18 protein-coding genes are annotated in these 24,958 nt (G+C 69.4%); 3 read left to right on the forward strand and 15 right to left on the reverse strand.

Going from position 1 to position 24,958, the window contains the following annotated elements; all coding sequences use genetic code 11:
- Nucleotides 1–25: 25 nt before the first annotated feature.
- Entirely contained in the window at nt 26–457 is a 432-nt protein-coding gene (locus AB0M51_RS28530; protein ID WP_344188667.1) for a Fur family transcriptional regulator, read from the reverse strand.
- Between the two features lie 79 nt (nt 458–536).
- Between AB0M51_RS28530 and AB0M51_RS28535 the strand changes: the two genes are divergently transcribed.
- Nucleotides 537–935, forward strand: a complete 399-nt coding sequence (locus AB0M51_RS28535) for a hypothetical protein (RefSeq protein WP_344188668.1) — start codon at nt 537–539, stop codon at nt 933–935.
- Between the two features lie 4 nt (nt 936–939).
- Here AB0M51_RS28535 and topA read toward each other — a convergent pair whose 3' ends face one another.
- Nucleotides 940–3,639: a type I DNA topoisomerase gene (gene topA, locus AB0M51_RS28540; RefSeq protein ID WP_344188669.1), complete on the reverse strand. Its 2,700-nt coding sequence runs from the start codon at nt 3,637–3,639 to the stop codon at nt 940–942.
- A gap of 289 nt (nt 3,640–3,928) precedes the next feature.
- Entirely contained in the window at nt 3,929–5,284 is a 1,356-nt protein-coding gene (locus AB0M51_RS28545) for a hypothetical protein (protein WP_344188670.1), read from the reverse strand.
- A 156-nt stretch (nt 5,285–5,440) separates the two neighbouring features.
- On the opposite strand from AB0M51_RS28545, the gene AB0M51_RS28550 reads away from it, so the two are divergent.
- Together AB0M51_RS28550 and AB0M51_RS28555 are read left to right on the forward strand one after the other, a co-directional pair.
- Nucleotides 5,441–9,076 carry an NPCBM/NEW2 domain-containing protein gene (locus tag AB0M51_RS28550; protein ID WP_344188672.1) on the forward strand — a complete coding sequence of 1,212 codons (3,636 nt, stop codon included), beginning with the start codon at nt 5,441–5,443 and terminating at the stop codon, nt 9,074–9,076.
- Nucleotides 9,077–9,184: 108 nt separating this feature from the next.
- Nucleotides 9,185–10,621, forward strand: coding sequence for a methyltransferase (locus AB0M51_RS28555; RefSeq protein WP_344188673.1), 1,437 nt, complete (start codon nt 9,185–9,187; stop codon nt 10,619–10,621).
- On the opposite strand, the gene AB0M51_RS28560 is transcribed toward AB0M51_RS28555, so the two are convergent.
- The 12 genes from AB0M51_RS28560 to AB0M51_RS28615 all read right to left on the reverse strand — a co-directional run bounded on the left by AB0M51_RS28560 (nt 10,615) and on the right by AB0M51_RS28615 (nt 24,827).
- Nucleotides 10,615–12,177, reverse strand: a complete 1,563-nt coding sequence (locus AB0M51_RS28560) for a GGDEF domain-containing protein (protein ID WP_344188674.1) — start codon at nt 12,175–12,177, stop codon at nt 10,615–10,617. The genes AB0M51_RS28555 and AB0M51_RS28560 overlap by 7 nt on opposite strands.
- A 14-nt stretch (nt 12,178–12,191) precedes the next feature.
- A complete protein-coding gene (locus AB0M51_RS28565; protein ID WP_344188675.1) occupies nt 12,192–13,772 on the reverse strand; it encodes a GGDEF domain-containing protein in 1,581 nt (526 codons plus the stop codon).
- A 167-nt stretch (nt 13,773–13,939) separates the two neighbouring features.
- Entirely contained in the window at nt 13,940–15,064 is a 1,125-nt protein-coding gene (locus AB0M51_RS28570) for a hypothetical protein (protein ID WP_344188676.1), read from the reverse strand.
- The gene (locus AB0M51_RS28575; protein ID WP_344188678.1) at nt 15,064–15,561 is read right to left on the reverse strand and encodes a SigE family RNA polymerase sigma factor; all 498 of its coding nucleotides are present in this window, start codon (nt 15,559–15,561) and stop codon (nt 15,064–15,066) included. The genes AB0M51_RS28570 and AB0M51_RS28575 overlap by 1 nt, the downstream gene beginning before the upstream one ends.
- Nucleotides 15,562–15,624: 63 nt before the next feature.
- Nucleotides 15,625–16,101 carry an NUDIX hydrolase gene (locus tag AB0M51_RS28580; RefSeq protein ID WP_344188679.1) on the reverse strand — a complete coding sequence of 159 codons (477 nt, stop codon included), beginning with the start codon at nt 16,099–16,101 and terminating at the stop codon, nt 15,625–15,627.
- A gap of 3 nt (nt 16,102–16,104) precedes the next feature.
- A complete protein-coding gene (locus AB0M51_RS28585; protein WP_344188680.1) occupies nt 16,105–17,412 on the reverse strand; it encodes a cytochrome P450 in 1,308 nt (435 codons plus the stop codon).
- A gap of 268 nt (nt 17,413–17,680) precedes the next feature.
- Nucleotides 17,681–18,472, reverse strand: coding sequence for a DUF2785 domain-containing protein (locus tag AB0M51_RS28590; RefSeq protein WP_344188681.1), 792 nt, complete (start codon nt 18,470–18,472; stop codon nt 17,681–17,683).
- Nucleotides 18,473–18,630: 158 nt separating this feature from the next.
- Nucleotides 18,631–19,395 (reverse strand): hypothetical protein, encoded by a 765-nt coding sequence (locus AB0M51_RS28595; RefSeq protein ID WP_344188682.1) that lies wholly within the window; start codon nt 19,393–19,395, stop codon nt 18,631–18,633.
- A gap of 1 nt (nt 19,396) precedes the next feature.
- Nucleotides 19,397–20,389 carry an ATP-binding cassette domain-containing protein gene (locus AB0M51_RS28600; RefSeq protein WP_344188684.1) on the reverse strand — a complete coding sequence of 331 codons (993 nt, stop codon included), beginning with the start codon at nt 20,387–20,389 and terminating at the stop codon, nt 19,397–19,399.
- A 250-nt stretch (nt 20,390–20,639) separates the two neighbouring features.
- Entirely contained in the window at nt 20,640–21,836 is a 1,197-nt protein-coding gene (locus AB0M51_RS28605; protein WP_344188685.1) for a DUF4142 domain-containing protein, read from the reverse strand.
- A gap of 117 nt (nt 21,837–21,953) precedes the next feature.
- The gene (locus tag AB0M51_RS28610) at nt 21,954–24,260 is read right to left on the reverse strand and encodes a sodium-translocating pyrophosphatase (RefSeq protein ID WP_344188686.1); all 2,307 of its coding nucleotides are present in this window, start codon (nt 24,258–24,260) and stop codon (nt 21,954–21,956) included.
- Between the two features lie 237 nt (nt 24,261–24,497).
- Nucleotides 24,498–24,827, reverse strand: a complete 330-nt coding sequence (locus AB0M51_RS28615) for an STAS domain-containing protein (protein WP_344188703.1) — start codon at nt 24,825–24,827, stop codon at nt 24,498–24,500.
- Nucleotides 24,828–24,958 lie beyond the last annotated feature (131 nt).

A 24,958-nucleotide genomic window follows, 5' to 3' on the forward strand; every position in this document is an offset into this window, starting at 1 on the left:
CACACCGATCAACAGATATGGACAGTCAGGCCTGACAGTTCTGACACACCCCGACCAGGGCGACTTGCTCCGGGGCGAGGTGGAAGCCCAGATCGCGGGACAGCTTCTTCCGGGCGGACTCCAGGATGTCGCCGGGAGCGTCGTACACGGTGCCGCACTCGGAGCAGCGCAGATGCAGGTGCCGCGGCGCGAGATCCCCGGCCAGGTGGTACGTCGTACCCGCCCGTCCGAGGTGGACGTGCGTCACCAGCCCGAACTCGCCCAGTGCGTCGAGCGCCCGGTACACGGTCGCCCGATGGATCCCCGGCCGTAACTGCTCGGCCCGCTCGCCGATCTGCTCCGCACTCAGGTGCTCCTCAGTACCGGCCAGCACCTCCACCACTGCGAGCCGAGCAGGAGTGACCCGCTCCCCCCGCTCCCGCAACCGCTGCGCGCTGACCTCGACAGCACTCGTCATCCGCGCTCCTCGCAAATCCGCCGGCTCTGACCTCACCCAATGTACGTTCCTACCACGTCCTACCTCCGGGGGAACTCCCATGACTGATCAGCCGAACGCAACGCCCCGACGCGGCCCGACCCAACTACACGGGGTCGCACAGAACGTCCAGTACCGCTCCGAGATGCGCTCGGAGAACGGCGCGGTCCAGGTCCTGACGTTCCGGCTCGAACAGCCCGGACTCCAGCCCGTGCAGGTCGAACTGCGCGCACTCGCGCTCAAGGGCCAGGTCGTCGAGGGTGAGAACGTGACTGTCACCGGCAGGTGGCGTGGGGGGCGGTTGGTTGCGCGGGAGATCGTCAGTGAGAGCACCGGGGTTGCGGTCCGCGGCCGGAAGCCGCCGTGGTGGCTGGCGGTTCCGGTCGCGATCGCGTTTCTGGTGTTCTTCGCGCTCGTGGTCTACTTCGTCCTCCACGGCGCCGCCAGTCTCGGCCGCTGATCCCTCAGGACTTCTTCGCGGTCGACTTCTTGGCGGCGGTCTTCTTGGTCGCCGCCTTCTTCGTCGTCGCCTTCTTGGCCGTCGTCTTCTTGGCAGCCGTCTTCTTGGCAGCCGTCGTCTTCTTGGCCGCGGCCTTCTTCGCGGTCCGCTTCACCGGCCCGCGGGCGCGCTTCTCCGCCAGCAGTTCGGCCGCGCGGAGCAGCGAGATCGTCTCGACCGAGTCGTCCTTGCGGAGGGTCGCGTTGGTCTCGCCGTCGGTGACGTACGGGCCGAAGCGGCCCTCCTTCACCACCACGGGCTTCTTGGACTCCGGGTCCTCGCCCAGCTCCTTCAACGGCGGCGCGGCGGCCCGGCGACCACGCTGCTTCGGCTCCGAGTAGATCTTCAGAGCCTCCTCCAGCGTGATGTCGAACATCTGCTCCTCGGTCGACAGCGACCGCGAGTCCGTGCCCTTCTTCAGGTACGGCCCGTACCGCCCGTTCTGCGCCGTGATCTCGTCGCCGCTGTCCGGGTCGACCCCGACCACCCGCGGCAGCGACAGCAACTTCATCGCGTCGTCGAGGCCGATCGAGTCCAGCGTCATCGACTTGAGCAACGACCCGGTCCGCGGCTTGGCGCTCTTCGGCGCGTCCTCCGGCAGTACTTCGGTCACGTACGGACCGAAGCGCCCCGCCTTCGCGACCACGCGCAGCCCGGTGTCCGGCGCCGTACCGAGCTCGTGCTCGACCCCCGACGGCTGCTCCAGCAGCTCCTTCGCCTTGTCGACGGTGAGCTCGTCCGGCGGCAGGTCCTCGGGTACGTTCGCCCGCCGCTCGTCCTTGTCCTCGACGTACGGCCCGTAGCGGCCGACCCGGACGACGATCCCGCTGTCGTCGCCGCCGACCGGGAACGTCGACATCTCGCGCGCGTCGATGTCGCCCAGGTCGGTGACCATCGACTTCAGGCCCTCGAGCTGGTCGTCGCCGAAGTAGAACCGGGCCAGCACACCCTCGCGTTGCAGGTCACCGGCCGCGACCTCGTCGAGCACGTCCTCCATCGTCGCGGTGAACGCGTAGTCCACCAGCCGGGTGAAGTGCTCCTCGAGCAGCCGGACCACCGCGAACGCCAGCCAGGCCGGCACCAGCGCCTGGCCCTTCTTGTAGACGTAGTTGCGGGCCTGGATCGTGCCGATGATCGACGCGTACGTCGACGGCCGCCCGATCTCGCGCTCTTCCAGCTCGCGGATCAGGGTCGCTTCCGTGTACCGCGCCGGCGGCTTCGTCTCGTGCCCGGACGCGATCACCTCGGTGGCCGGCAGTACGTCGCCCTCGGCCACGTCCGGCAGCCGCGTCTCCTGGTCGTCCGTCCCGGCGGACGGGTCGTCCGCGCCCTCGACGTACGCCTTGAGGAACCCGTGGAACGTGATCACCCGGCCGGACGAGGTGAACTCGCACCGCTCGCCGGTCCCGGCGGTGGCGTCGATCTTGATCGAGACGCTGTTCCCGACCGCGTCCCGCATCTGCGACGCGATGGTCCGCATCCAGATCAGCTCGTACAGCCGGAACTCGGCACCGCTCAGACCGGTCTGCGCGGGCGTCTGGAACGTCTCGCCGGCCGGCCGGATCGCCTCGTGCGCCTCCTGGGCGTTCTTCACCTTGGAGGTGTAGACACGCGGCTTGTCCGGCAGGTACGACGCGCCGTACAGCTCCCGGACCTGCGCCCGGGCCGCGGTGATCGCGGTCTCCGACAGCGTGACGCTGTCGGTACGCATATAGGTGATGTTGCCGTTCTCGTAGAGCCGCTGGGCGACCTGCATGGTCTGCGACGCGGACATGCCGAGCTTGCGGCCGGCCTCCTGCTGCAGCGTGGTGGTCCGGAACGGCGCGTACGGCTTGCGGGTGTACGGCTTGGACTCGATCGACCGGACCGTGAACTGCGACTCCCGCAGCGCGGCGGCCAGCGCGGTCGCGGTCTGCTCGTTCAGGTGGACGGTGTTCGCGCCCTTGAGCTCACCGGTCGAGCTGAAGTCCCGGCCCTGCGCCACCCGCTTGCTGTCCACCGAGACCAGGCGGGTGGGGAAGTACTGCGGGCTGCGGGTCTCGCCGGCGTCCAGCGTGGCGTCCAGGTCCCAGTACGACGCGCTGCGGAACGCGATCCGCTCACGCTCCCGGTCGACTACCATCCGGATCGCGACCGACTGCACCCGGCCCGCCGACAGCCGCGGCATGACCTTCTTCCACAGCACCGGGGAGACCTCGTACCCGTACAGCCGGTCGAGGATCCGGCGCGCCTCCTGGGCGTCGACCAGGTCCTCGTCGATGTCCCGGGCGTTGCCGACCGCGTCCTGGATCGCCTTCGGGGTGATCTCGTGGAAGACCATCCGCTTGACCGGGACCTTCGGCTTCAGCTCCTCGAGCAGGTGCCAGGCGATCGCCTCGCCCTCGCGGTCCTCATCTGTCGCCAGGAAGAGCTCGTCGGCGCCCTTGAGCAGGTCCTTGAGCTTGCGGATCTGCGCCTTCTTGTCGGCCGGCACGACGTACAGCGGGTCGAAGTGGTCCTCGACGTTCACCCCGAGCCGTGCCCAGGGCAGGCCCTTGTACTTGGCGGGGATCTCGTCCGCGCCGCTCGGCAGGTCCCGGATGTGGCCGAAGCTGGACTCCACCACGTACCCGGACCCGAGGAAACCGGCGATCATCCGCGCCTTCTTCGGCGACTCGACGATCACCAGACGGGTCCCCGCGGCTGTCTTAGTCCCTGCTGCCCCTGCCACTGCGCTCCCTACTCTCGTCCCGCTGACAACGCTCCTCGTCCGACGCCTGTTCCCCCGAGCACAGACCGACCCCGCCCGAGGACAGAGTACGGCCGACGGCAACGCGTTTTCTCAACGCACGGTAACCGCAATCGGCCCGTACATGCCTCCGAGGGTGCCAGAAAGTGGTGAACGCCCCACCGTCACGGCGCGTTGCCGTCCCAGCACAGTGTGCCCCCGCCGACCGCTACGAGCGTACGCCGTCTCAGCGGACGAACCGTACCTCGGGGAATTTCGGGGAGTCGCCGCGGAGCAGCAGCGCCGGCCGCCGGCGGAGTGTCAGGTCGAAGTACGCGGCCAGGTACTCGCGCTGCGCGAGCACGCTACGGGCCGGCTTCGCGCTGCCGACGAGAGCCTTGATCACCGTCGTGACGATCGGGTCCTCGCCGTAGATGGCGTGGAACAGCTGGGAGAAGATGAACTGGTAGTCGGTGAAGGCCTTCTGCTTGGACCGGCTCAGCGTGAGGTTGAGACGGCCGCCGCGCTGCGCCGCCCAGAACGTCGCCCAGGACTTGTCGTAATAGTCCTTGCCCGGCTCCGTGCGCTGCGTCTCGGCGGAGCCGAAGAGCAGGAACGGACGGTCGAGCCCATGCTCGGCGACGTCACCGAGCGGGCCCTTCAACCGGTCGTCCTGGAGCGTGCCGTCGAGGTCGGCGCCGGCCAGGATCCGCTCGTCGGCGAGCATCGCGTTCCCGGTCGTGTAACCGCCGAGCGCGTGCCCGAACATGCCGATCCTGCGGACGTCGAGCCCGTCCGCGAACCCGTCCGGCAACTGCTTCCCGTCCGCGTCGACGTTCTCCCCGTCGGCGATCCGCTGCAACTGGTCGAGGACGAACCTCACATCCGCGGTCCGGGTGCCGACGGCCGTGCGGATGTCGGACGGCCGGGCCGGGTCCTGCTCCGTACCCGGGAGGAAGCGTCCGCCCGGGAACTCCACCGGCGTCTCGTGCGAGTGGTCGATCGTCACCACGACGTATCCGCGGCCGGCCAGGTCCTCCACCTGTGCGGTGTTCAGGAACCGGCTGGTCTGGTAGCCGGGCGAGAACAATACGACGGGGTGCCGCAGCGGCTGCATCGGTACGTCGGTCCGCGCGTGCGTCACGGTGTTGCCGAAGTCGAACGAACCGGTCGGCAGCGCCAGCCCGTCCTCGCCGGTCCAGATCGCGTCCACCTCGACCGCGGTCCGCGCCGGCATGTACTTCGCGAACGGCGCCGTCGCGGACATGCCGGCCGGATACCAGAAGCTGACCATCAGCTCCCGCTGCCCGCTCGGCATCGCCGGATCGATCCGCCCTCGGTCGACCAGATGCACCGCCGTGGTCCCCAACGCCTTCCGCCCAGTAGGCGCCGGCAAGGTGAACCGCACCGGATGAAAGTTGGGGTCCCCCGCCGCACCACCGACCCCGTCCGGCCCGGAGGGGAGCGGGTATCCCGGGTCGAAGGGTGAGGCGTGCGCGGTGCCTGCTCCTACTACTGTCCCGGCGGCGGCCAGGCCGGCCAGCAGCAGTGCGCGCCTGGTGAGGTTGTGACTGCTGAGGCTGGTGGGACGCGAGTTCGCCATGCGACTCATCGTCATCTTCCCGTTTCACCCCGTGATGGCGACACCGTCTCAACTTGATGAAGCTGACCTGATGACAATCCGCGATCGATGAGCTTCACTGTGCACATCTTGTTCATTGATGCGTGAAGTGAGGCAGTCATGAGCATCTTTGTCCGCATGAAACGTTCAGTAGTCGCGCTGGCGTTACTCGCCGGTGCACTCGTCTACACCGCCGGTCCTGCCCGGGCCGCCGGCACCACTCTCGGTGACGTCACCGCGTTCTCCGCCGATCAGGCGACGTACACCCTCACCGCCGGCCCGGCCAAGGTCCGCGTCGTCTTCCTGAAGGACGACGTGTTCCGCCTCTGGATGGCGCCCGACGGAAACTTCACCGACCCCGCCAACACCGGCGAGGGCTCGAACATCGTCACCAAGACCGACTACGGGACCCCGCGGACGACTTGGCGCGACCGCGGCACGTATTACTCGCTCAGCACCGGCAAGATCGAAGTACGTGCCCAGAAGCAACCGCTCAAGTTCTCGCTGTACCGCACGAACGGGCAGCTCGTCTGGTCCGAGGCCGCCCCGCTGGCCTGGACCGACACGTCCACGACGCAGACCCTGAGCCGCGGCGCCGACGAGCAGTTCTTCGGCGGCGGCATGCAGAACGGGCGGTTCTCGCACCGCGACCAGACGATCAAGATCTCCAGGGACTTCAACTGGGAGGACGGCGGCAACCCGAACGCCTCGCCGTACTACATGAGCACCGCGGGGTACGGCGTACTCCGCAACACGTTCAGCCCCGGCAGCTACAGCTTCACCGATCCGGTGGTGAGCACCCACGACGAGAAGCGTTTCGACGCCTACTACTTCGTCGGCGACCTGAAGACCTCCCTCGACCGCTACACCGAGCTCACCGGGCGGCCGTTCATGCCGCCGATCTACGGGCTCGAGTACGGCGACTCGGACTGCTACAACCGCGGGCACTACGCGACCGACCCCGACCCGAGCAACGACTGGAAGGTCAACCCGGACAAGGTCACCACGCTGGACGCGGTGAAGGTCGCCCAACGTTTCAAGGACCAGGACATGCCCGGCGGCTGGATGCTCGTCAACGACGACTACGGCTGCGGGTACTCCGCGAACACCGACTCCGAGCAGGTCGACGGCACCTGGTGGGGCAAGCGCGACATCCCCGCGCTGAAGCAGACCGGTGACGAACTGCGGGCGCGCAACCTCCAGATGGGCCTGTGGACGCAGTCGAACCTGGACCGCCAGCCCGCCGAGGTCGGCGACGCCGGCGTCCGCATCCGCAAGCTCGACGTCGCCTGGGTCGGCCCGGGGTACCGGTACGCGCTGAGCGCCTGCGACACCGCGCACGACGGCATCGAGCAGTACAGCAACGCCCGCGGGTTCGCGTGGATGGTCGAGGGCTGGGCCGGCGCGCAGCGGTGCGCGGTGCAGTGGACCGGCGACCACAGCGGTTCGCTGGACGCGATCAAGTGGCAGATCCCCGCGATCACCGGCTCCGGCAACTCCGGGATCGCCTACAGCGCCGGCGATGTGGACGGCATCTTCGGCGGCAGCCCGACGTCGTACGTGCGTGATCTGCAGTGGAAGGTGTTCAACCCGGCGCTGATGAGCATGTCCGGCTGGTCGACGCCGGCGTACAAGCAGCCCTGGGCGTACGGCGAGCCGTACACCTCGATCAACCGGAAGTACCTGAAGCTCCGCGAGCGGCTGCTGCCGTACTTCTACACCTACGCCGCCGAGGCGCACCGGACCGGCGCGCCGCTGGACCGGTCGCTGGTGCTCGAGTACCCGGACGACCCGAAGACGTGGGACGACACGACGAAGTACGAGTTCCTGGCCGGCAAGGAGTTCCTGGTCGCGCCGATGTACGACGCCGACGAGGTGAAGAACGGGATCTACCTTCCCGCCGGCCGGTGGATCGACTACTGGACCGGGCGGGTGTACCAGGGCCCGACGACCGTGAACGGGTACCACGCGGCGCTCGACACGCTGCCGCTGTTCGTGAAGGCGGGCGCCGTGGTGCCGATGTGGAAGCCCGGCGTCGACAACGCGGTCGAGCAGAAGCCGGGCGATCCGATCAGCGTCGACATCTACCCGTCCGGGAGGTCGTCGTTCGCGATGTACGAGGACGACCGGGTGACGCGCTCGACCGAGTCCGCCACGCAGACCTTCGGCGTCGACGCTCCCACCGAGGGCCGGGGCGACATCACAGTCGACATCGGCCCGAGCATCGGCACGTACGCGGGCAAGCCGGCCACCCGCCCGTACGACCTGACCCTGCACACGGGCAGCGCTCCGCACAACGTCTTCGTCGACGGCAAGGCGGTCGCCTGGACCTACTCGGACGGAGTGATCCGGATCCCGACCGGGTCGATCCCCACCAACCGCAACGCCGTCGTCCTGATCACCGGCTCCTCCGCGGTGGGCGGCCCGGACGTGACCAACACCTTCGGCACCCCCGAACTGACCACACCGTCGCTCTGGAACGCCCCCGGCCAACCCACTGAGGTAACGGCCTCCTTCCGCAACGGGACCGGTACGACGGTCCGCAACGTGACCCTTGACGTACGGGTCCCGTCCGGCTGGACCGTCGCCGGCAAGAACACGTTCTCCGAAATTTCCCCCGGCCAAAGCGTCACCACGAAACTCCAGGTGACACCAGGCGCCGACGTGAAGCCGGCGAGCTTCACTCTGACCTTGCAGGCGTCGTACGTTGCCCAGAGCAAGAGTTATACGAACGCCGCGAGCGGCACGGCACAGTTGCCGTACGCCTCGTTGTCGCAAGCCGCCAACGTGGTCGGTGTCAGCGACGCGTCGACGTACAAGCAGGGCAACTTCGACGGCTCCGGCAACAGCTTCAACGGCGAGGCACTCGCGGCCGCCGGATACACGCCGGGCGCAACGGTCTCCGTGCAGGGCGCCAACTTCACCTGGCCGACCGGCGCTCCCGGTACGCCGAACCTCGTCAAGAACCAGTCCGCACCGATCCTCGTCTCCGGTACCGGATCGCACCTGGCACTCCTCGGCGCCGGGGCAAGCCTGAACGCGCGCGGTACGGTCACGATCATCTACACGGACGGGACCACGTCCGAGGGCACGTTCCAGCTGCCGAACTGGTGCTGCCAGGACCCGACCACCGGCGGCGCCAAGCTCGCGGTGTCGGTCAAGGGCCGTTACACAGCAGCCGGTCTGAGCAATACGACGACGGACTACCGGGTCTTCTACACCGCCGTACCGCTGGATCCCGGGAAGACCGTGAAGGCGATCAAGCTTCCCGGCGGCGGACTGGGCTTCTTCGCCGCCACCATCGCCGACAAACCGTTGCCGCCGGCACCGACCGGGAAGAACTGGGTCAGCGACCTGGAGTTCCTCGACGCCACCAACGGCTGGGGCCCGGTGGAACGCGACCACAGCAACGGCGAGGACGCCGCAGGCGACGGCGGCCCGATCACCCTCGACGGCGTCCAGTACGCGAAGGGCCTCGGGGCCCACGCCCCGTCCTCGGTGTCGATCCGCCTCGGCGGCAACTGCACCACCTTCACCAGCAAACTGGGCGTCGACGACGAGGTCGAGGACCGCGGAAAGGTCACCTTCAAGGTCCTCACCGACGGCACCGCGAAGTACACCTCGGACCAACTGACCGGCACCTCGCCGACCGCCGCCACCACGGTCGACGTCACCAACGCCCAGACCCTGACCCTCCAGGTCACCGACGCCGGCGACGGCAACACCAGCGACCACGCCGACTGGGCCGCCGCCGAACTCACCTGCAACCCGTAACAACCCTCCAACCCAGGGGGCAACCCTCGAGCTAGAGGGTTGCCCCCTGAGAATTTCGCGGGGCAACCCTCCAGTTCGGAGGGCGAGCTTCGGTGCGAGGATGTGGGCATGCTGACGGGGAGTGCTGTGGAGGGTTTGCGTACGGCGTTCGCCGGGGCGGGGTACTCCGTGGACGGGGTCGCGGAGCGGCTCGGGGAGCAGGCCAACGGGGCGTTGGCGCGGAACGAGACGGCGCCGGCGTTCGCACGTACCGGTTCGGGGGACCCGCTGGACACGATGGTGCGGCTGTTCCTGCTACAGCAGCCCGTCCCGGAAAACCTTGTGGACAAGGCGTTTCCAGGTGTCGATCTGGTTGCTCTGGGCATCCTTGTGCGGAGTGGCGGTGAGGTGCGCGCCGCCGTCGACGTCCGGCCGTTCGCGGAGGACGAGCGGGAGTGGTGGGTGGTTGCCGACCTGACGCCGGGGCTGGACGGGCGGCGGGAGGCGATGCGGTCCGACTACGTGCTCGGGATCGCACCGGCCAGTCTGAGTTTGATGCAGCTGACGGTGCCGGTGAAGGTCGAGCGGGCGTTGGACATCGGGACGGGGTGTGGGATCCAGTCGCTGCACCTCGCGGGGCGAGCGGCGAGTGTCACCGCGACGGACGTGAACCCGCGAGCGCTGCAGCTGGCGCGGGCGACGGCGGCGCTGAACCATGTCGAGCTCGACCTGCGGGACGGCAGTTTGTACGAGCCGGTCCGCGACGAGCGGTTCGACCTGATCGTCAGCAACCCGCCGTACGTGATCTCCCCGCCCGGCGGCGACCTGACCTACCGCGAGACCGGGTTCACCGGTGACGCCGTGGTGGAGCAACTCGTCCGCCAGGCGCCGGGCCACCTGACGGACGGAGGCTGGTGCCAACTGCTCGCCAACTGGACCTGCGTCCGCGGCGAGAACTGGCAGGACCGCCTCGCCACGTGGACGACGGACCGCGAGGCCTGGGCCGTCCAGCGCGAGCAGCTCGACACCTCGGAGTACGTCGAGCTCTGGCTGCGCGACGCCGGCCTGCACGGCACCCCGCAGTACACGACGCGGTACGACGAATGGATGCGCTACCTCGACCAGTACGACGTCGAGGCGATCGGCATGGGCTGGATCACCCTGCACAACGTTCCCGGCGAGCTCGACGCGGAGTCCTGGCCGTACGAGATCGAGCGGCCGATCGGCCCGCACGTCCTGCACCGGTTCGAACGGCGCGAGGGGCTGCCGAAGGACCTGACCGCGCTGCACCTGCGCGTCGCCGACGACGTCGTCCAGGAGACCGCCGGCCGGCCGGGCGCGGAGGACCCCGCGACGATCGTGCTCCGCAGGCAACGCGGCATGCGCCGGGCCGAGCAGGTCGACACGGTGCTGGCCGGTTTCGTCGGCGCCTGCGACGGCGACCTGAGCACGGGACAGATCCTCGCGGCCCTCGCCGACCTCACGGACCGCCCGGTGGTCGACGTCCTCTCCGACTACCTTCCGCAGGTCAGAAACCTTGTGGTGGAAGGGTTCCTGGACTACTGACGCCGCCGTCGGCGCTTCTCGGCGTACATCCGGCGGTCCGCCTCCTTCAGCAGGTCTGCGACCTGCGTGCCGTCCGTACTGCTGGCCTGCCCGACGCTCAGCCGGAGCATCGCGAACCACGGCGCCTCGGCAGCCGACGCCTCCCGGTCCGCGGCGCTCTTGATCCGCTCGACCAGCTCCGGCGCGCCACGCTCGTCCGGGTTGTCCAGGACGACGACGAACTCGTCCCCGCCGGCCCGCGCCACCACGTCCTCGGCGCGGCACTGTTCGGTGAGCAGCGCGCCGACCCGTCGCAGTACCTCGTCGCCGCCGGCGTGCCCGAAGCTGTCGTTGATCACCTTCAGGTTGTCGACGTCGATCGCGACCACCGCGATCGAACGGCCGGAGTCCTGCGCGGCCGACATCCGCTCGTCGAGCGCGCGCCGGTTCCCGACGCCGGTCAGCGGGTCCTCGCGGGCGGCCCGCCATTCGGCGTCGTGCCGGATCGACAGCTCGTGGTTCGCGAGTGCGCTGCGGACGGCGTACAGCCCGCGCAGCCGCTCCGCCCACCAGCCGCGGCTGATCGCCCGCGCGTACTGCAGCCCGGTCGTCGCGCCGGAGTCACCGGAGGCCGCGATCACCTGGACGACGGTGTGCCGGACCAGCGCCTCCACGGGCGGGTCGGACGTCAACGGCAGGTCGCTCGCCGCCCGGTCCGCGGCGTCCAGCGCGTCACCGGTCCGGCCGAGCGTCAGGTACGCCTTGGCCAGATAGGTGCCGGCGATCGCCGCCAGCTCCAGGTCACCGAGCTTCGCCAGCTGGTCCCGGCAGTCCTTGAGGATCACCGCCGCCTCGGCCGCGTCCGCGTCGTCGTTGCTCGCCGCCAGCCACATCCGCCCGGCCATCGGCCAGTACCCGAGCAGGTCGGCCGCGAGGATCGCCTCGACCGCCTCGCCGGCCCAGCGGTGCGCGGCACGCCGGCGTTCCTGGATCTCGTCGTCGTACGACGGGTCGCCGAGCCGCTCGAGCTCGTGCGCCCAGCGCAGGTTCGACTCGGCCAGGTTCAGCCGGGTGATGGCCGGGGACTCGGGCAGACCGAGCGGGTCGTGGTTGCCCTCGGCGGCGAGCTCGAAGTGCGGGATGCACAGCTCGTACAGCCGGAGCAGGTCGTAGGCGTACCCGAGGCCGGTGTGCCCCCAGCCCGCCAGCCCGAGATCCCGGGTCCGGGACAGCGCGTTCTCCGCGGCGACCAGGTCGGCGACCGAGTCACCGCCCTCGCCGGTCCGGATCAGCGTGACGATCCGGAGCGCGATCGCGTTCGCCTCCCAGCCGGGCTCGTCGATCGCCCGGGCGACCCGGATGCAGCCGTCGACCGCGTCCAGGGCCTCGACCGAGTCGGTGGCGTGGTGCGCCGCGACGGCCCGCACGTACTCGGCCGCGGCGCGCTCGTGGCTCGGCGCGGGGTCCAGCTCGGCGAGCAGGTCGTTGATCTCGGCCATCGCGTCGACCGCGTTGCCCGACTGGGCCCTGGTCATCGCCGCCGCGATCCGCGCCGTCACCCCCGACGTCTCCCGCACCACACCCCCCGATCTCACGTGTTCCGGTGTTTGTCCTCGTACAGCCGTCGGTCCGCGTGCGGGACCAACTGCTCCACACCGAGCCCTTCGGCGGTCGCGGCGTACCCGATGCTCAGCCCGAGCCGGCGCAACCACGGCTTCTCCGTCGTCGCCGCGATCGCCTCGACCGCGACCCGGATCCGCTCGGCCAGCTGCGCGCCGCCCTTGGCGTCGGGCTGGTCGAGCACCACGAAGAACTCGTCGCCCCCCGATCGAACCACGGCATCGGTCGCGCGCGCCTGCTCTACCAGCAGATTTGCAGCAACCTGCAGCAATTCGTCGCCGCAGGCGTGCCCGAACGTGTCGTTGACGGTCTTCAGGTCGTCGACGTCGAGCGCCAGCAGGGTCACCGCACGTCCCGAATCCCGGGCCGCGGTCAGCCGCTCGTCGAGGGCGCGCCGGTTTCCCACCCCGGTCAACGGATCCTGTCGCGCCGCGTGCCACTCGGCATCGTGCCGGGCCGGCAGATCGTGCGCGGCCAGAGCATGCCGTACGGCGTTCAGCGCCCGCTGCCGCTCCTTCCACCAGCCGCGCGCCACCGACCGCGCGTAGGCCAGTCCCGCAACGGATCCCGGCGTACCGTCGAGGGCGTCGATCTCCGAGCGGGTCTGCAGGACCAGGATGTGGGTCGCTGGGTCGGCCAACGGAATCAGGTCCGCGGCGGCCCGGTCCGCGGCCGCTTTCGCCTGCTCGGTCCGGCCGTTCGCGCGCAACGCCCGGGCCAGATACGCACCGGCGATCGCGAGCCGCTCGGTCTCGCCGAGCTTGCTGATCTCGTCGCGGATCTCGGTCAGCTCGGCGACCGACTGCTCCGGGTCCTGTTCGGTGCCGGCCGCGGCCAGCCAGAGCCGGGCGCTGAGCCGCCAGAACTCCTGGCTCTCGTCGTCGACGATCACCCGCTCGGCCTCACGTGCCCAGTACGCCGCGGACGCCAGCCGTTCCTCGATCTCCTTTGCGCACAAGGGATCACCGAGACGTTCGAGCTCGTGCGCCCAGCGCAGGTACGTCTCCGCGAGGTTGAGCCGGTCGATCGCCGGCGACTCGGCCAGCTCGAACACGTCTTCGTCCAGCTGGGTCGCCAGCTCGTAGTGCGGGATGCCCAGCTCGAACAGCCGCAGTACGTCGTACGCGTAGCCGAGGCCGGTGTGCGCCCAGGCGATCAGGCCGGCGTCCTTGGTCCGGTTCAACGCCGCCTCGGCCGCGACCAGGTCGTTCACGGTGTCGCCGCCGCGGCCGCTGCGGGCCAGGTTGATGATCCGGATCGGGAGCGCGTTCGCCTCCCACCCCGGCTCGTCGATCGCGCGCGCCACCTCGATCAGCGCGTCCACCGCCCGCAGCGCCTCGTCGGCGTCGCTGGCGTGGTGCGCGGTCACCCCGCGGACGTACTCCGCGGCCGCCAGCGTGTAGCTCGGCACCCCGCCCAGCTCGGCTCGGATCGCGTCGATCTCAGCCGCCGCGGTCGCGTGCCCGCCCGACTGGGCCGCGGTCATCGCGGCGGCGATCCGGGCGGTCAGCGGCACGTTCATCCGGCCCGCCGCCATCTCGCCATTCCCCATCTCCGCCGACGGCCCTTCCCTGATCCGACACCCGCCTCTCGGGCCGGACCGCCCATTGTGACCACGCTCTCCACGTCCTGTCACGGCCCGAACCAGCCAACGGCCACTTAGTGCCACAACCACCGTACTGCGCGTTGTGGCACCCGCGGGTCTCGGTGCAGGGCGAGTCAGCCGATCGGAACGCCGATCGGGACCTGGAAGCGCGACGGCGCAGTATTCGACGACGCGATCCCGGGGACCGCCACCGCACAGCTCCCGGACGCGACCGAACAGCTCAGGAGGTCTACCGGTTCGCTCTCCGTCGCGCGGTAACCGACCGCGTAGAACGCGTCCTCGCTGGACCACTGCGTCGGCATGATCAACGCGTATGCGGCGAAGGTCAGCGGCAGTTGCCGGCCGGTGGCGACGTCGAACATCCGTATCTCGTCAGCCTTGTCGGTGAGCAGGTACCGCCCGGACGGCGACAGGTACGGGTGCCAGCCCTCGAAGATGCCCGGCGTCTTCGCGCCGAGGTCCATCGCGACGGCAAGGTCGTTCCCGGCGTTCTCGGCCGGGTGTTCCCAGACCAACTGCCCGCCGCGCGCCGCCTGCAGGAAGCTCGTCCTCGCGCCGGGCTTGATCAGCTCGTTCCGCCCGGTGGCGACATCGAGTCGGCGGAGACCGTCCGAGGCCGCGAGGTACGCCGTGCCGCCGTCGATCGCGACCACGTGCAGCGGGTCGGAGCCGGTCGCCGCCCGGCCGCTGTCGCCCTCCCGGTCGTTGCCCTCCGCCGTACGGACCAGCTCCCGGCGGGCGCCGACGTCGTACAGGACGAACTCCGGCACCGCCGGCCGCGTGTCGACCCAGCCGGCGACCGGGCCCTCGGCGGCGAGCAGTTTGGACGTGTCACCACGGCCGAGCACCGCCGCCGGGTTGTTCCCGTCGAGCACGTACACGGTGCCGTCCGCACCCGCCACGAGAAAGCCGGCCGTGGTCTGTACGAACGACGCGATCGCGACCGGCGACTCGTACGTCGTGCCGCCGTAGTGGATGACCTTTCCGGACGCCCAGGTCGCGCGGACCTCCGCGAACGCGCCGGCCGGCTGCACCACCGAGTCTGTCCGGGTTGTCTCCCGGACCACGGTCACGCCGCCGGCGATCGCCACGACCGCTGTCACGGCTGCCACCAGGGTCGTGATCCGGCGCCGTCGCACCCGCCGGCGGCCGTTGCCGACGATCGCGCCGAGGTCCAGGTTCGGCTCGCCCGCGGCCGCGGCCTCTTCGGTGAAGGCGTCCTTGAGCAGGGCGTTCATCACAGCACCACCTCTTCGATGATCAGCGTCTGTTCCGGCCCGAGGGCGGCGCGCAGCCGGGCGAGTGCCCGGTTGCCCTGGCTCTTCACGGTGCCTTCGCTGCACCCGAGGATCCGCGCTGTCTCGGCGAGGCTGAGGTCCTCGAAGTACCGCAGTACGAGCACGGCGCGCTGCCGCGGCGGCAGCTTCCGGACCTCGGCCCGCAGCCACATCCGGGTCGTGGTGTCGTCGGTGTGCGGCAGCGGCGGTACGTCGTCCCGCGGCTTCTCGGCCCAGCCCTTCCGGCGGAACCAGCTGAACGCGGTGTTGGTGATCACCCGGCGCGTGTACGCCTCGGCGTTCGCGGAGTCCCGCAGCCGGTGCCAGCGCATGAAGGTCTTGGTCAACGCCTCCTGCAGCAGATCCTCGGCGTGCCCGCGGTCGCCGACGAGCAGGTAGGCGTACCGGAACAACGCCCCTTGCCGCGCCACGGCGAACGCCTCGAACTCCGATCCCATACCGAATCCCTTCCCAGCCCGTCCCGACGCCCACCCAGACGCAGTGGGACCGCCAAAACGTTGTCAGGAGATTCGCACGCCATCCCGGCAGAGCGCGACCGACCCCTCACCCACCGCATCCAGCGCCGCCTTCACCCGCTCCACGAGCATCGGTTTCCCGAGTCGGCGGGCCTGCTCGAGCGTGTACAGCCCGGCGGACAGGATCTCCCCGTCGCGGAACACGAAGTCCGCGACGTCGGCGTCGTCCAGCACCCCGCCGTCGAAGACGAAGAGCATGCCGTCCGGGCGGCCGTCGTACGCCTGCACGTGGTCGACGACGAGCAGCCGTCCCACCGGCCGATCGGTCCCGAGTTCCTCGTCCAACTCCCGGACCGCGCCGTCCCACGGCGCCTCGCCGGCTTCGACCACCCCGCCCGGCAGCTCCCAGTTCGGCTTGTACGAGGGCTCGACCAGGAGCACTCGTCCGTCCGCCGACCGGAAGAGGACGCCGGCTGCCGCGCGTTTTCGCGGCAGCCGGGCGGCGTAGCCTTCGTCCGGCACCGGCTAGCCGGCCGCTTGTTCGGTGCCGGCGGCGGCGTGGAGTTGGACCGGGAGGGAGTCGACGCCGTACACGATGGAGAAGTCACGGAACCGGAGTTGGTCTTCCGGAACGGCCAGGGCCAGATCCGGGAAACGGTGCGCGAGGGCGGTGAACGCCGCGCGGAGCTCCATCCGGGCGAGTTCGGCGCCGACACAACGATGCATGCCGTGGCCGAAGGCGAGATGCGCGGAGGAGACCGTACGCCGGGGGTAGAAGTCCTCGGCGTCCGACCCGAAGACGCCCTTGTCGCGGTCCGCGCCGGACAGCGACACGGCGACCAGGTCGCCCTTCGTCACCTGCTGCCCGAACAGCTCGTGGTCGTGCCGCGCGAACCGCGGGAACGCCACTTGGACGACGGTCAGGTACCGCAGCAACTCGTCGACGATCACGTCGACGGCACCCGGCTCGTTCCGGATCCGCTCGAAGTTCTCCGGGTCGCGCAGCAGCACCAGCGTGCCGAGGGCAAGCATGCTGGCCGACGTCTCGTACCCGCCGAGGAACACCCCGTCCGCGAGCCCACCCAGCTCGACGTCGTCGATGTCGTCACCCTTGTCGCGGATGATCGACCCGATCAGCCCGTCACCGGGGTTCGCGCGCTGCTTGCGGACGATCTCGAAGAGGAACTCGCGCGACTCCGACGCCGACCCGAACAGCCCGATCCCACCACCGGACATGTCGAACCGGGCCGGACCGAGTGCGCGGAACCGGTCGCGGTCCTGCTCCTCGACCCCGAGCAGGTCCGCGATCAGCAGGAACGGCACGTTGAACGCGAAGTCCGACACGATGTCGGCCACCGGGCCCTTGGCCTCCATCAGGTCCAGCTGGTCGTTGACGATCTTCTCGATCGCCGGCTCCAGCCGGGCCAGCCTGCGCTTGGTGAACTCCGGCGTCAGCAGTTTCCGCAGCCGGGTGTGGTCCGGCGGGTCGGTGAACCCGAGGCCGCCGATCCCCTCCGACGGCTTGTTCGGGTCGGATCCGACCAGCGGGCGGATGTCGTGGCTGTAGTCCTCCTCGTTGGAGAGCACGTACTTCGCCTCGGCATGTCCGCTCACGACCCAGATGTTCAGCCCGAACAGATGGGCCAGCTTGTGCACCGGCTCGGTCTCGCGGACGGTGGCCAGCTGCGGCACCGGGTCCAGGCCGCGCCGGCGCAGCGGCATCGAGACCGAGTCGGGGAACATCCGCATCTTCGACAGGTCCAGACCGCCCTTCCGGGTGGCCCTGTTGAGGATCCGGTTGCCGACCCAACGCTTCAGGTATGTCGCAACCATGACTTCTACGCGCCCTCTCTCGACTGCGCCCCCGCACGGCTCTTGTGGCTCAAAGTTAACGTTGTCGGGGACCAGATCTGATGGTGTTGGCACTACTCCGGTAGTGGCGTTGGCACCACCACGGGAGGGGGCCGTGGCGTACCAGCAGAGAACCTTGTCATGGACCGAGGCTCCACTGCCACCTGATACCACCTGTACGTGGCCCTGGACCTCGACATGCCGTGTCTCGGGGAGGATTCAGGGAAAAACCAGACGAAAGTCGGATGCCTCAGAGCCAGTACGGTGTGATGGTCCGGAAGAGATCCGCAAGCCTGGCCTTGAGCTGCTCACGATGCGGAACCGATGTGAGGTTCTTCGCATCGCCGATCCGGAGCCCGTGGTCCGCGAACACGTACAGCACCCGCAAGGTCCGGACCGTGTTCGTCAGCATCGGCGTGATGCTCTCCGCCGGTGCGGTCAGCGACCGGAACGCCGGCTCCAGCCAGTCGGTCGCGTCGTTCCCGGTGAGGTCGGCGCGGGTCAGCGTCGCGGCCAGCGCGTATCCGAGCCGGTCGTCCTCCATGTCCCGGAACACGTACGACGTCGGCGTCAGCAACCGCCCGATCCCGAGCCGGAGCATCTGGACCGGCTCCACGGCCGGATGCTGCCCGAGCGTCCCGAGCAGGTCCGCGCCGTGCGCCACCGCATGCACCCAGCCGAGCTTCTCGTCGTACCCGCGCAGGTCCTGCTCCCCGACGTACCAGCGTTCGAACGGCGGCACCCAGCCGGGCTCGAAGACACCGCTGGACACGATCACGTCGAGGATCAGCGGTACGAACGTCCGCGCCTGGACCTCGGCGTCCCCGAACCGCGGCACCAGCTCGTCGCCGAGCTCCCGCAGCTCCTGCTCCGACAGCACCCCGCGGTCGATCCAGTTCGCCAGTGTCGAGTACGCCTGCCGATCCCGTACGGCGGGATCCGGCGACCGCAGCATCCCCACCAGCTCGGCCACCAGCTCCCGCACCGGCCGGCCCTCCGGTACGGCGTACCCCGCCTCCCGCACCTGCACCCAATCGGTCATGCGTGGCACCGTATTCGGTCGCCGGGGGCAAGGGAAACGGCCCGTGGTGGGTCCGGTCTCCCGGATGCACCACGGGCCGTTCGCGGCCAGGACCCCTCAGCCCGGCCGGGCCCCGCGCCCCGGTCAGGGCCCCTCAACCTCCGACCGGGGTGGACTTGTCACGCGTCGCGCTTGCTCGCGGTGAACAGGGCGATGGCCATCAGGACTGCCGCCCAGCCGGCGAAGTACAGCAGCGACATCCACGGCCCCAGCGCGTAGTTGCTGGCGTCGCCGACGCTGCCGGCCAGGCCACCGTCGTTGCCCTGGGCGATGAACGCGCTGGCGTTCTGGAACGGCGACCACTTGGTCATGTCGTCGCCGACCTTCGGGATCAGGCTGAACAGCTGCTCGACCGCCAGCGGCCAGAGGATCAGCAGCGCGATCGCACCGGCGGTGTGCCGGAGCAGGATCGCGACCGCGACCGCGATCACCGCGGACAGGAAGAACTCGATACCGCGCCCGGCGAGCATTCGCCACTCCGCGCCGGTGTTGATCGACAGGTCGGCACCGCTGGCCAGCAGCTTGCCGATCCCCCAGCCGCCGAAGGCCGCGATCTCGCCGACGATACCGGCCAGGGTGGCGACCACGACGGTCTTGCCGAGCAGCAGCTGGGCGCGCTGCGGGACGGCCTGGAAGCTGGTCCGGATGGTGCCGAAGCGGTACTCCGTGGTGACCGCGAGGGCCGCCATCACCATCATCACCATCTGGCTGATCGACGTGCCGCCCTGGGTGATGAAGATCGTCGCGCGCTGCTCGTCGGCCCCCTTGAGGAAGCCGGTCGCGAGCGCGGCCAGGCCGAGCGTCACCGCGGCCGCGACCACCATGCACCACCACGGCGAGCGGGTGGAGAAGAGCTTGATCCGCTCAACGTTGATGACCGACATGTCAGTTGTCCTCCTTCGGACCCGCGGCCACCTCGGCACCGGACGGCGCATCGAGGTGGGTGACAGCGGCGATGTCCTCCGACGCGTGGTACTCGACGGAATCGCCCGTCATCCGCATGAAGGCCTGCTCCAGCGAACCGCGCTGCAGCGTCAGCTCGTGCAGCACGATGCCGTGCACCGCGGCCGTCTCACCGATCTGGTCGGTCTTCAGGTCGCCCTCGACGAAGAGCACCTTGCCCTCGTTCTCGACGTCCTCGATCCGGGTCGTCAGCTGCTGCTCGTTGAGGATGCCGACCAGCTGGTCGAGCTGCGGCGTCCGGACCTTCACCGTCGTACCGCTGGCGCGGTCGACGAACTCCTGGGTGCTGCTCTGCGCGATCAGCCGGCCGCGGCCGATCACGACCAGTTCCTCGGCGGTCAGCGCCATCTCGGACAGCAGGTGGCTGGAGACCAGCACGGTCCGGCCCTCGTCGGCCAGCCGGTGCATGAAGGTCCGGATCCAGACGATGCCCTCCGGGTCGAGGCCGTTCACCGGCTCGTCGAAGAGCAGCACCTCCGGGTCCCCGAGCAGCGCACCGGCGATCCCGAGCCGCTGCGACATACCGAGCGAGAAGGTGCCGGCCCGCTTGTTCGCGACCGAGTGCAGGCCGACCAGGTCGAGGGCCTTGTCGACCGACGACTTCGGCAGCTTGTTCGAGGCCGCCATCCAGGCCAGGTGGGCGCGGGCCGAGCGGTTCGGGTGCACCCACTTCGCGTCCAGCAGCGCGCCGACCTTGGTCAGCGGCCGCTTCAGGTCGCGGTAGCGCTGCCCGTCGATCGTGACCACGCCGGACGTCGGGGTGTCGAGTCCGAGGATCATCCGCATGGTGGTCGACTTGCCGGCACCGTTCGGACCGAGGAATCCGGTCACCTTACCGGGTTTGATCTCGAAAGACAGGTTGTCAACGGCAACTGTCTCGCCGTATCGCTTGGTGAGGCCTTTTGCCTCGATCATCGCCGTAACTCCTCGTTCGGTGGCGTGAGAACCGTTCCCGGGCGGTCGGGTCTTGTCGTAATGAGATCAGTATCGAGGTCCGTACGGGGCAAGGCATCGGACCCCGGGCGGATCCGGTGTGTCCACCCGTGGGTTGATTCTGCCCTCCGCGCGACGGCGGCTGCCATCGGTTGAAACCCTGACCACGACCCCGACGATCCCCCATCCCGGGGGTGAGCACATCAGCCGAAAGTCGACAGCCAGGCGTACTTCAGTCCATCGGTACGCCGTACAGCACCAGGTTGTCGCTGTAGCGGTGGGCCTTGTGGTCGTACGTCCCGGTACACGTCACCAGGGCGAGCCGCGGCTTCACGGCGCCGTGGAACAGGTCCGACGGCAGGGCGCTCTGCTTGTACGTCCGGCGCGCGACGATCCGGTACCAGTGCACGTCGCCGTCCCCGGCGGTCACCGCGACCTTGGCGCCGACCGGCACCCCGGACAGCGGTGCGAACACCCCGAGGCCCTGGGTGGTGTCCACGTGGCCCGCGAGCAGTACGGTGCCACCGGCCGCGCCGGGCGCCGCACCCGCGGCCCACCAGCCGACGTCGGCCGTCTTCGGCACCTGGAGCTGCCCGTCCGCACCGGTCGCGACCGGCCGCACCGTCGCCTCGAGGTAGCCGGGCAGTTTGAGCTTGACCGGCGGAACGGCGGCCTCCCGGTCGGACGCCGACGCGGTCGTGTCCGGGACCTTCCCGGCGTTCCCGGGCTGACCGCCGAACATCATCACCAGCCCGGCCGCGAGCGCCGCGATCCCGAGCAGCCGCCGGCGTACCGAGATCGACTTGCCGACCAGCAGCAGGACCGCGCCGAGCCCGAGCAGGATCAGGGCCGCCCGCGACCTGGCCTTTTGCGCATCCGCCTGCTGACCGCCGCTTCCGGTCGCCACCACCGGTTTGCCGGTACTGGACTTGCACTGGCCGGCCACCAGCCGCTGGTCCATCACGATCACGGGCCGGGCGGCGTCGGCCACCGACTCCACGGCCGGCGACGCGTTCTTCGGCAGATCGCCGTTGACCAGCGTCAGGTACTTCTGGTGCTGCTGCCGCTGCAACGCGAGCCACGCGGCGTCGTACCCCGGTTTCCCACCCTTCGCGGCGAGTGCGTCGAGCTGCTGCCGCTGGGCCAGCGACGGCACGGTCAGCAGCACGATGCCGAGCCGGGTTGCGACGTCCAGCTCCTGCGCGGCGAGCTTGCGATGATCGCTCTCGAGCTGCGCACCGGCCCGCCGTACACACGCGGTCTTCGCGGACGTGGTCGCCGCGTGCGCGGCCTCGATGATGGTCAGGTTGAGCTGATGGGCAGCGTTCAGGTACGTCGGATCCGGCTGCGTCGGCACCGCGTTCGCCGGCTGCGCCGTCACCAGCAGCCCGACGAGCACGAGAAGCAGCAGAGCAGGCAGTCGTCGCACCCCTACCTCCCGCAGTCCGTCGTACGACGACAGTAATCGGGGCGGGTGTGCCGGGTCCAGAGAAACGGAACGGCCCGCCGGTGTGGACCGGCGGGCCGTTGCGTGGAGTTGCCTACGTCAGGCGGCTGCCTTCGCCTCCGCCGGCGTGTCGGAGATGACCGACTCGCGACGCTTGGAGACGTACACCGCCGCGGCCAGGATGACCACCGCGACAACCGCGATGACGATCCGCAGCGCGGTGTTCGGGTTGTCGCCGATCTTCGACATCCCGACGATCGCCGGGGCGATCAGCACCGAAACCAGGTTCATCACCTTGATCAGCGGGTTGATGGCCGGGCCGGCGGTGTCCTTGAACGGGTCGCCGACGGTGTCACCGATGATCGTGGCCTCGTGCGCGGGCGAGCCCTTGCCGCCGTGGTTACCGTCCTCGACCAGCTTCTTGGCGTTGTCCCAGGCACCACCGGAGTTGGCCAGGAAGACCGCCATCAGCGTGCCGGCGCCGATCGCACCGGCCAGGTAGCCGGCCAGCGCCGGGGCACCGAGGCCGAAGCCGACCGCGATCGGCGCGGTGATCGCCAGCAGACCCGGGGTGGCCAGCTCACGCAGCGAGTCCCGGGTGCAGATGTCGACGACCTTGCCGTACTCCGGACGGGCCGTGCCCTCCATGATCCCGGCGATGTCGCGGAACTGCCGGCGCACCTCGTAGACAACCGCACCGGCGGCGCGGCCGACCGCGTTGATGGCCAGACCGGAGAACATGAACACGACCGCGGCACCGAGGATCAGGCCGACCAGCGTGCCCGGGTTGAACACCAGCGCGTCCGCCTCGAACTTCGCGTAGTTCTCGGACAGCGCCGACCGGATCGCGTCGGTGAAGGACCCGAACAGCGCGGTCGCGGCCAGCACCGCGGTCGCGATCGCGATGCCCTTGGTGATCGCCTTCGTGGTGTTGCCGACGGCGTCCAGCTCGGTGAGGATCTGGGCCGCCTCGCCGTCCACGTCGCCGGACATCTCGGCGATGCCCTGCGCGTTGTCGGAGACCGGGCCGAAGGTGTCCATCGCGACGATCACGCCGACCGTGGTCAGCAGACCGCAACCGGCGAGCGCGATCGCGAACAGCGCGACGATGCCGGAACCGCCGACCAGGAACGCGCCGTACACGGCCGCCGCGATCACCACGGCGGTGTAGACGGCGGACTCGAAGCCGACCGAGATACCGGACAGGATCACGGTCGCGGCACCGGTCAGCGAGGTCTTGCCGACGTCCTTGACCGGCTTGTCCTCGGTGCCGGTGAAGTAACCGGTCAGCGCCAGGATGATGGCCGCCAGCACGATGCCGATGATCACCGAGACGGTCGCGATCAGCCGCGGGTCACCGCTGTTGTCCGCGATCGCCGTGCCGGCCGCGCCGGTCAGCTCCTTGAAGCTGCCCGGCAGGTAGACGAACGCCGCCACCGCACACAGCACGGCGGAGATCACCGCGGAGATGTAGAACGCGCGGTTGATCGTGCGCAGGCCGTTCTCGCCGGTCCGCGGGCGGGTCAGGAAGACACCGACGACCGCGGTGATCGCACCGATGGCCGGCACGATCAGCGGGAAGATCAGGCCCTGCTCGCCGAACGCGGCCTTGCCCAGGATCAGCGAGGCCACCAGCATCACGGCGTACGACTCGAACAGGTCGGCCGCCATACCGGCGCAGTCACCGACGTTGTCACCCACGTTGTCGGCGATCGTCGCGGCGTTCCGCGGGTCGTCCTCGGGGATGTTCTGCTCGACCTTGCCGACCAGGTCGGCGCCGACGTCGGCAGCCTTGGTGAAGATACCGCCGCCGACCCGCATGAACATCGCGAGCATCGCGGCGCCGAAGCCGAAGCCCTCGAGCACCGTCGGGGCGTCACCCTTGAAGATCAGTACGACGAGCGCGGCGCCGAACAGGCCGAGGCCCACGGTCGCCATACCCACGGTGCCGCCGGTCCGGAACGCGACCCGCATCGCCGGGTCCCGGCCCTCGGCCCGGGCGGCCGCGGCGACCCGGACGTTCGCCCGCGTCGCGAGCCACATGCCCAGGTAGCCGATCAGGGCCGAGAAGCCCGCGCCGACGAGGAAGAAGACCGAGCGGAAGATCTTCAGCGTGGTCTCGTTGCCGCCGTCGGTGTGCGCCGGCAGCAGGAACAGCAGCAGGAATGCGACCACGGCGAAGATCGACAGCGTCCGGAACTGCCGGTTCAGGTAGGCGGATGCGCCTTCCTGGACCGCGGCGGCGATCGTCTTCATGTTCTCGGTGCCATCGTTCGCGGCAAGCACCTGGCCCCGGAAGACCATCGCAATGGCGACCGCGAGGATCGCGATCACTCCGACGACGATCACCAGTGTGGTGTTGCTCGACGAAAGATCCACCGCTTGTGCAGCAAGCAGCGCGGACATCCGTCCTCCTTGTAGGCAACCCATCCGGGCTTGACGGCCCCCGTCTGCCGCAACCGAAGGGTTGGGAAAATACGACACAGCGCCAGGGGACTGGCGCGGTGGGTTACTCTAACGGGTTCCGAACCAGACCTGACGACAGGGTGGTCTACGCCATACCGGACCGAAACGGCAAGCCCCCTGCCGGAACCCGGGCGGAACCGTCACCCAGCGTGCTGCCGGTGTTACGTTTCCCCTTGATCAGACGGCGGACGCGATGTCCGGATGGATGTCGAAGACCTTCGTCAGGCCGGTGATCCGGAAGATCTTGAGCAGCCGTTCCTGGGTGCAGACCAGGGACAGGGACCCGTCGTGGGTGCGCACCCGTTTCAGCCCGCCGACGAGGACGCCGAGCCCCGTGGAGTCCAGGAACTCCACGCGTTCCAGGTCGATCACCAGGTCGTACACCCCTTCGTCGACGAGCGCGGCGATCTTCTCGCGGAGCTTCGGTGCGGTGTAGACGTCGATCTCCCCCGCGACCTCGATGACGGTGCGCCCGCCCTCGGCGCGCGCGGTCAGCGACAGATCCACTTCGGCCTCCGATCCCGTGAACTGCTGCATTCAACCATGTACGGACCGTGAGTAAGACCCGTTGCCGAAAACTCTTTCATCTCGGCCGGGGGAAGTCGATTCCCCTCCGGAAAATGCCACGTGCATCGGAA

It is taken from the genome of Kribbella sp. NPDC051137 (genome assembly GCF_040682535.1).
GTDB lineage: Bacteria > Actinomycetota > Actinomycetes > Propionibacteriales > Kribbellaceae > Kribbella > Kribbella karoonensis.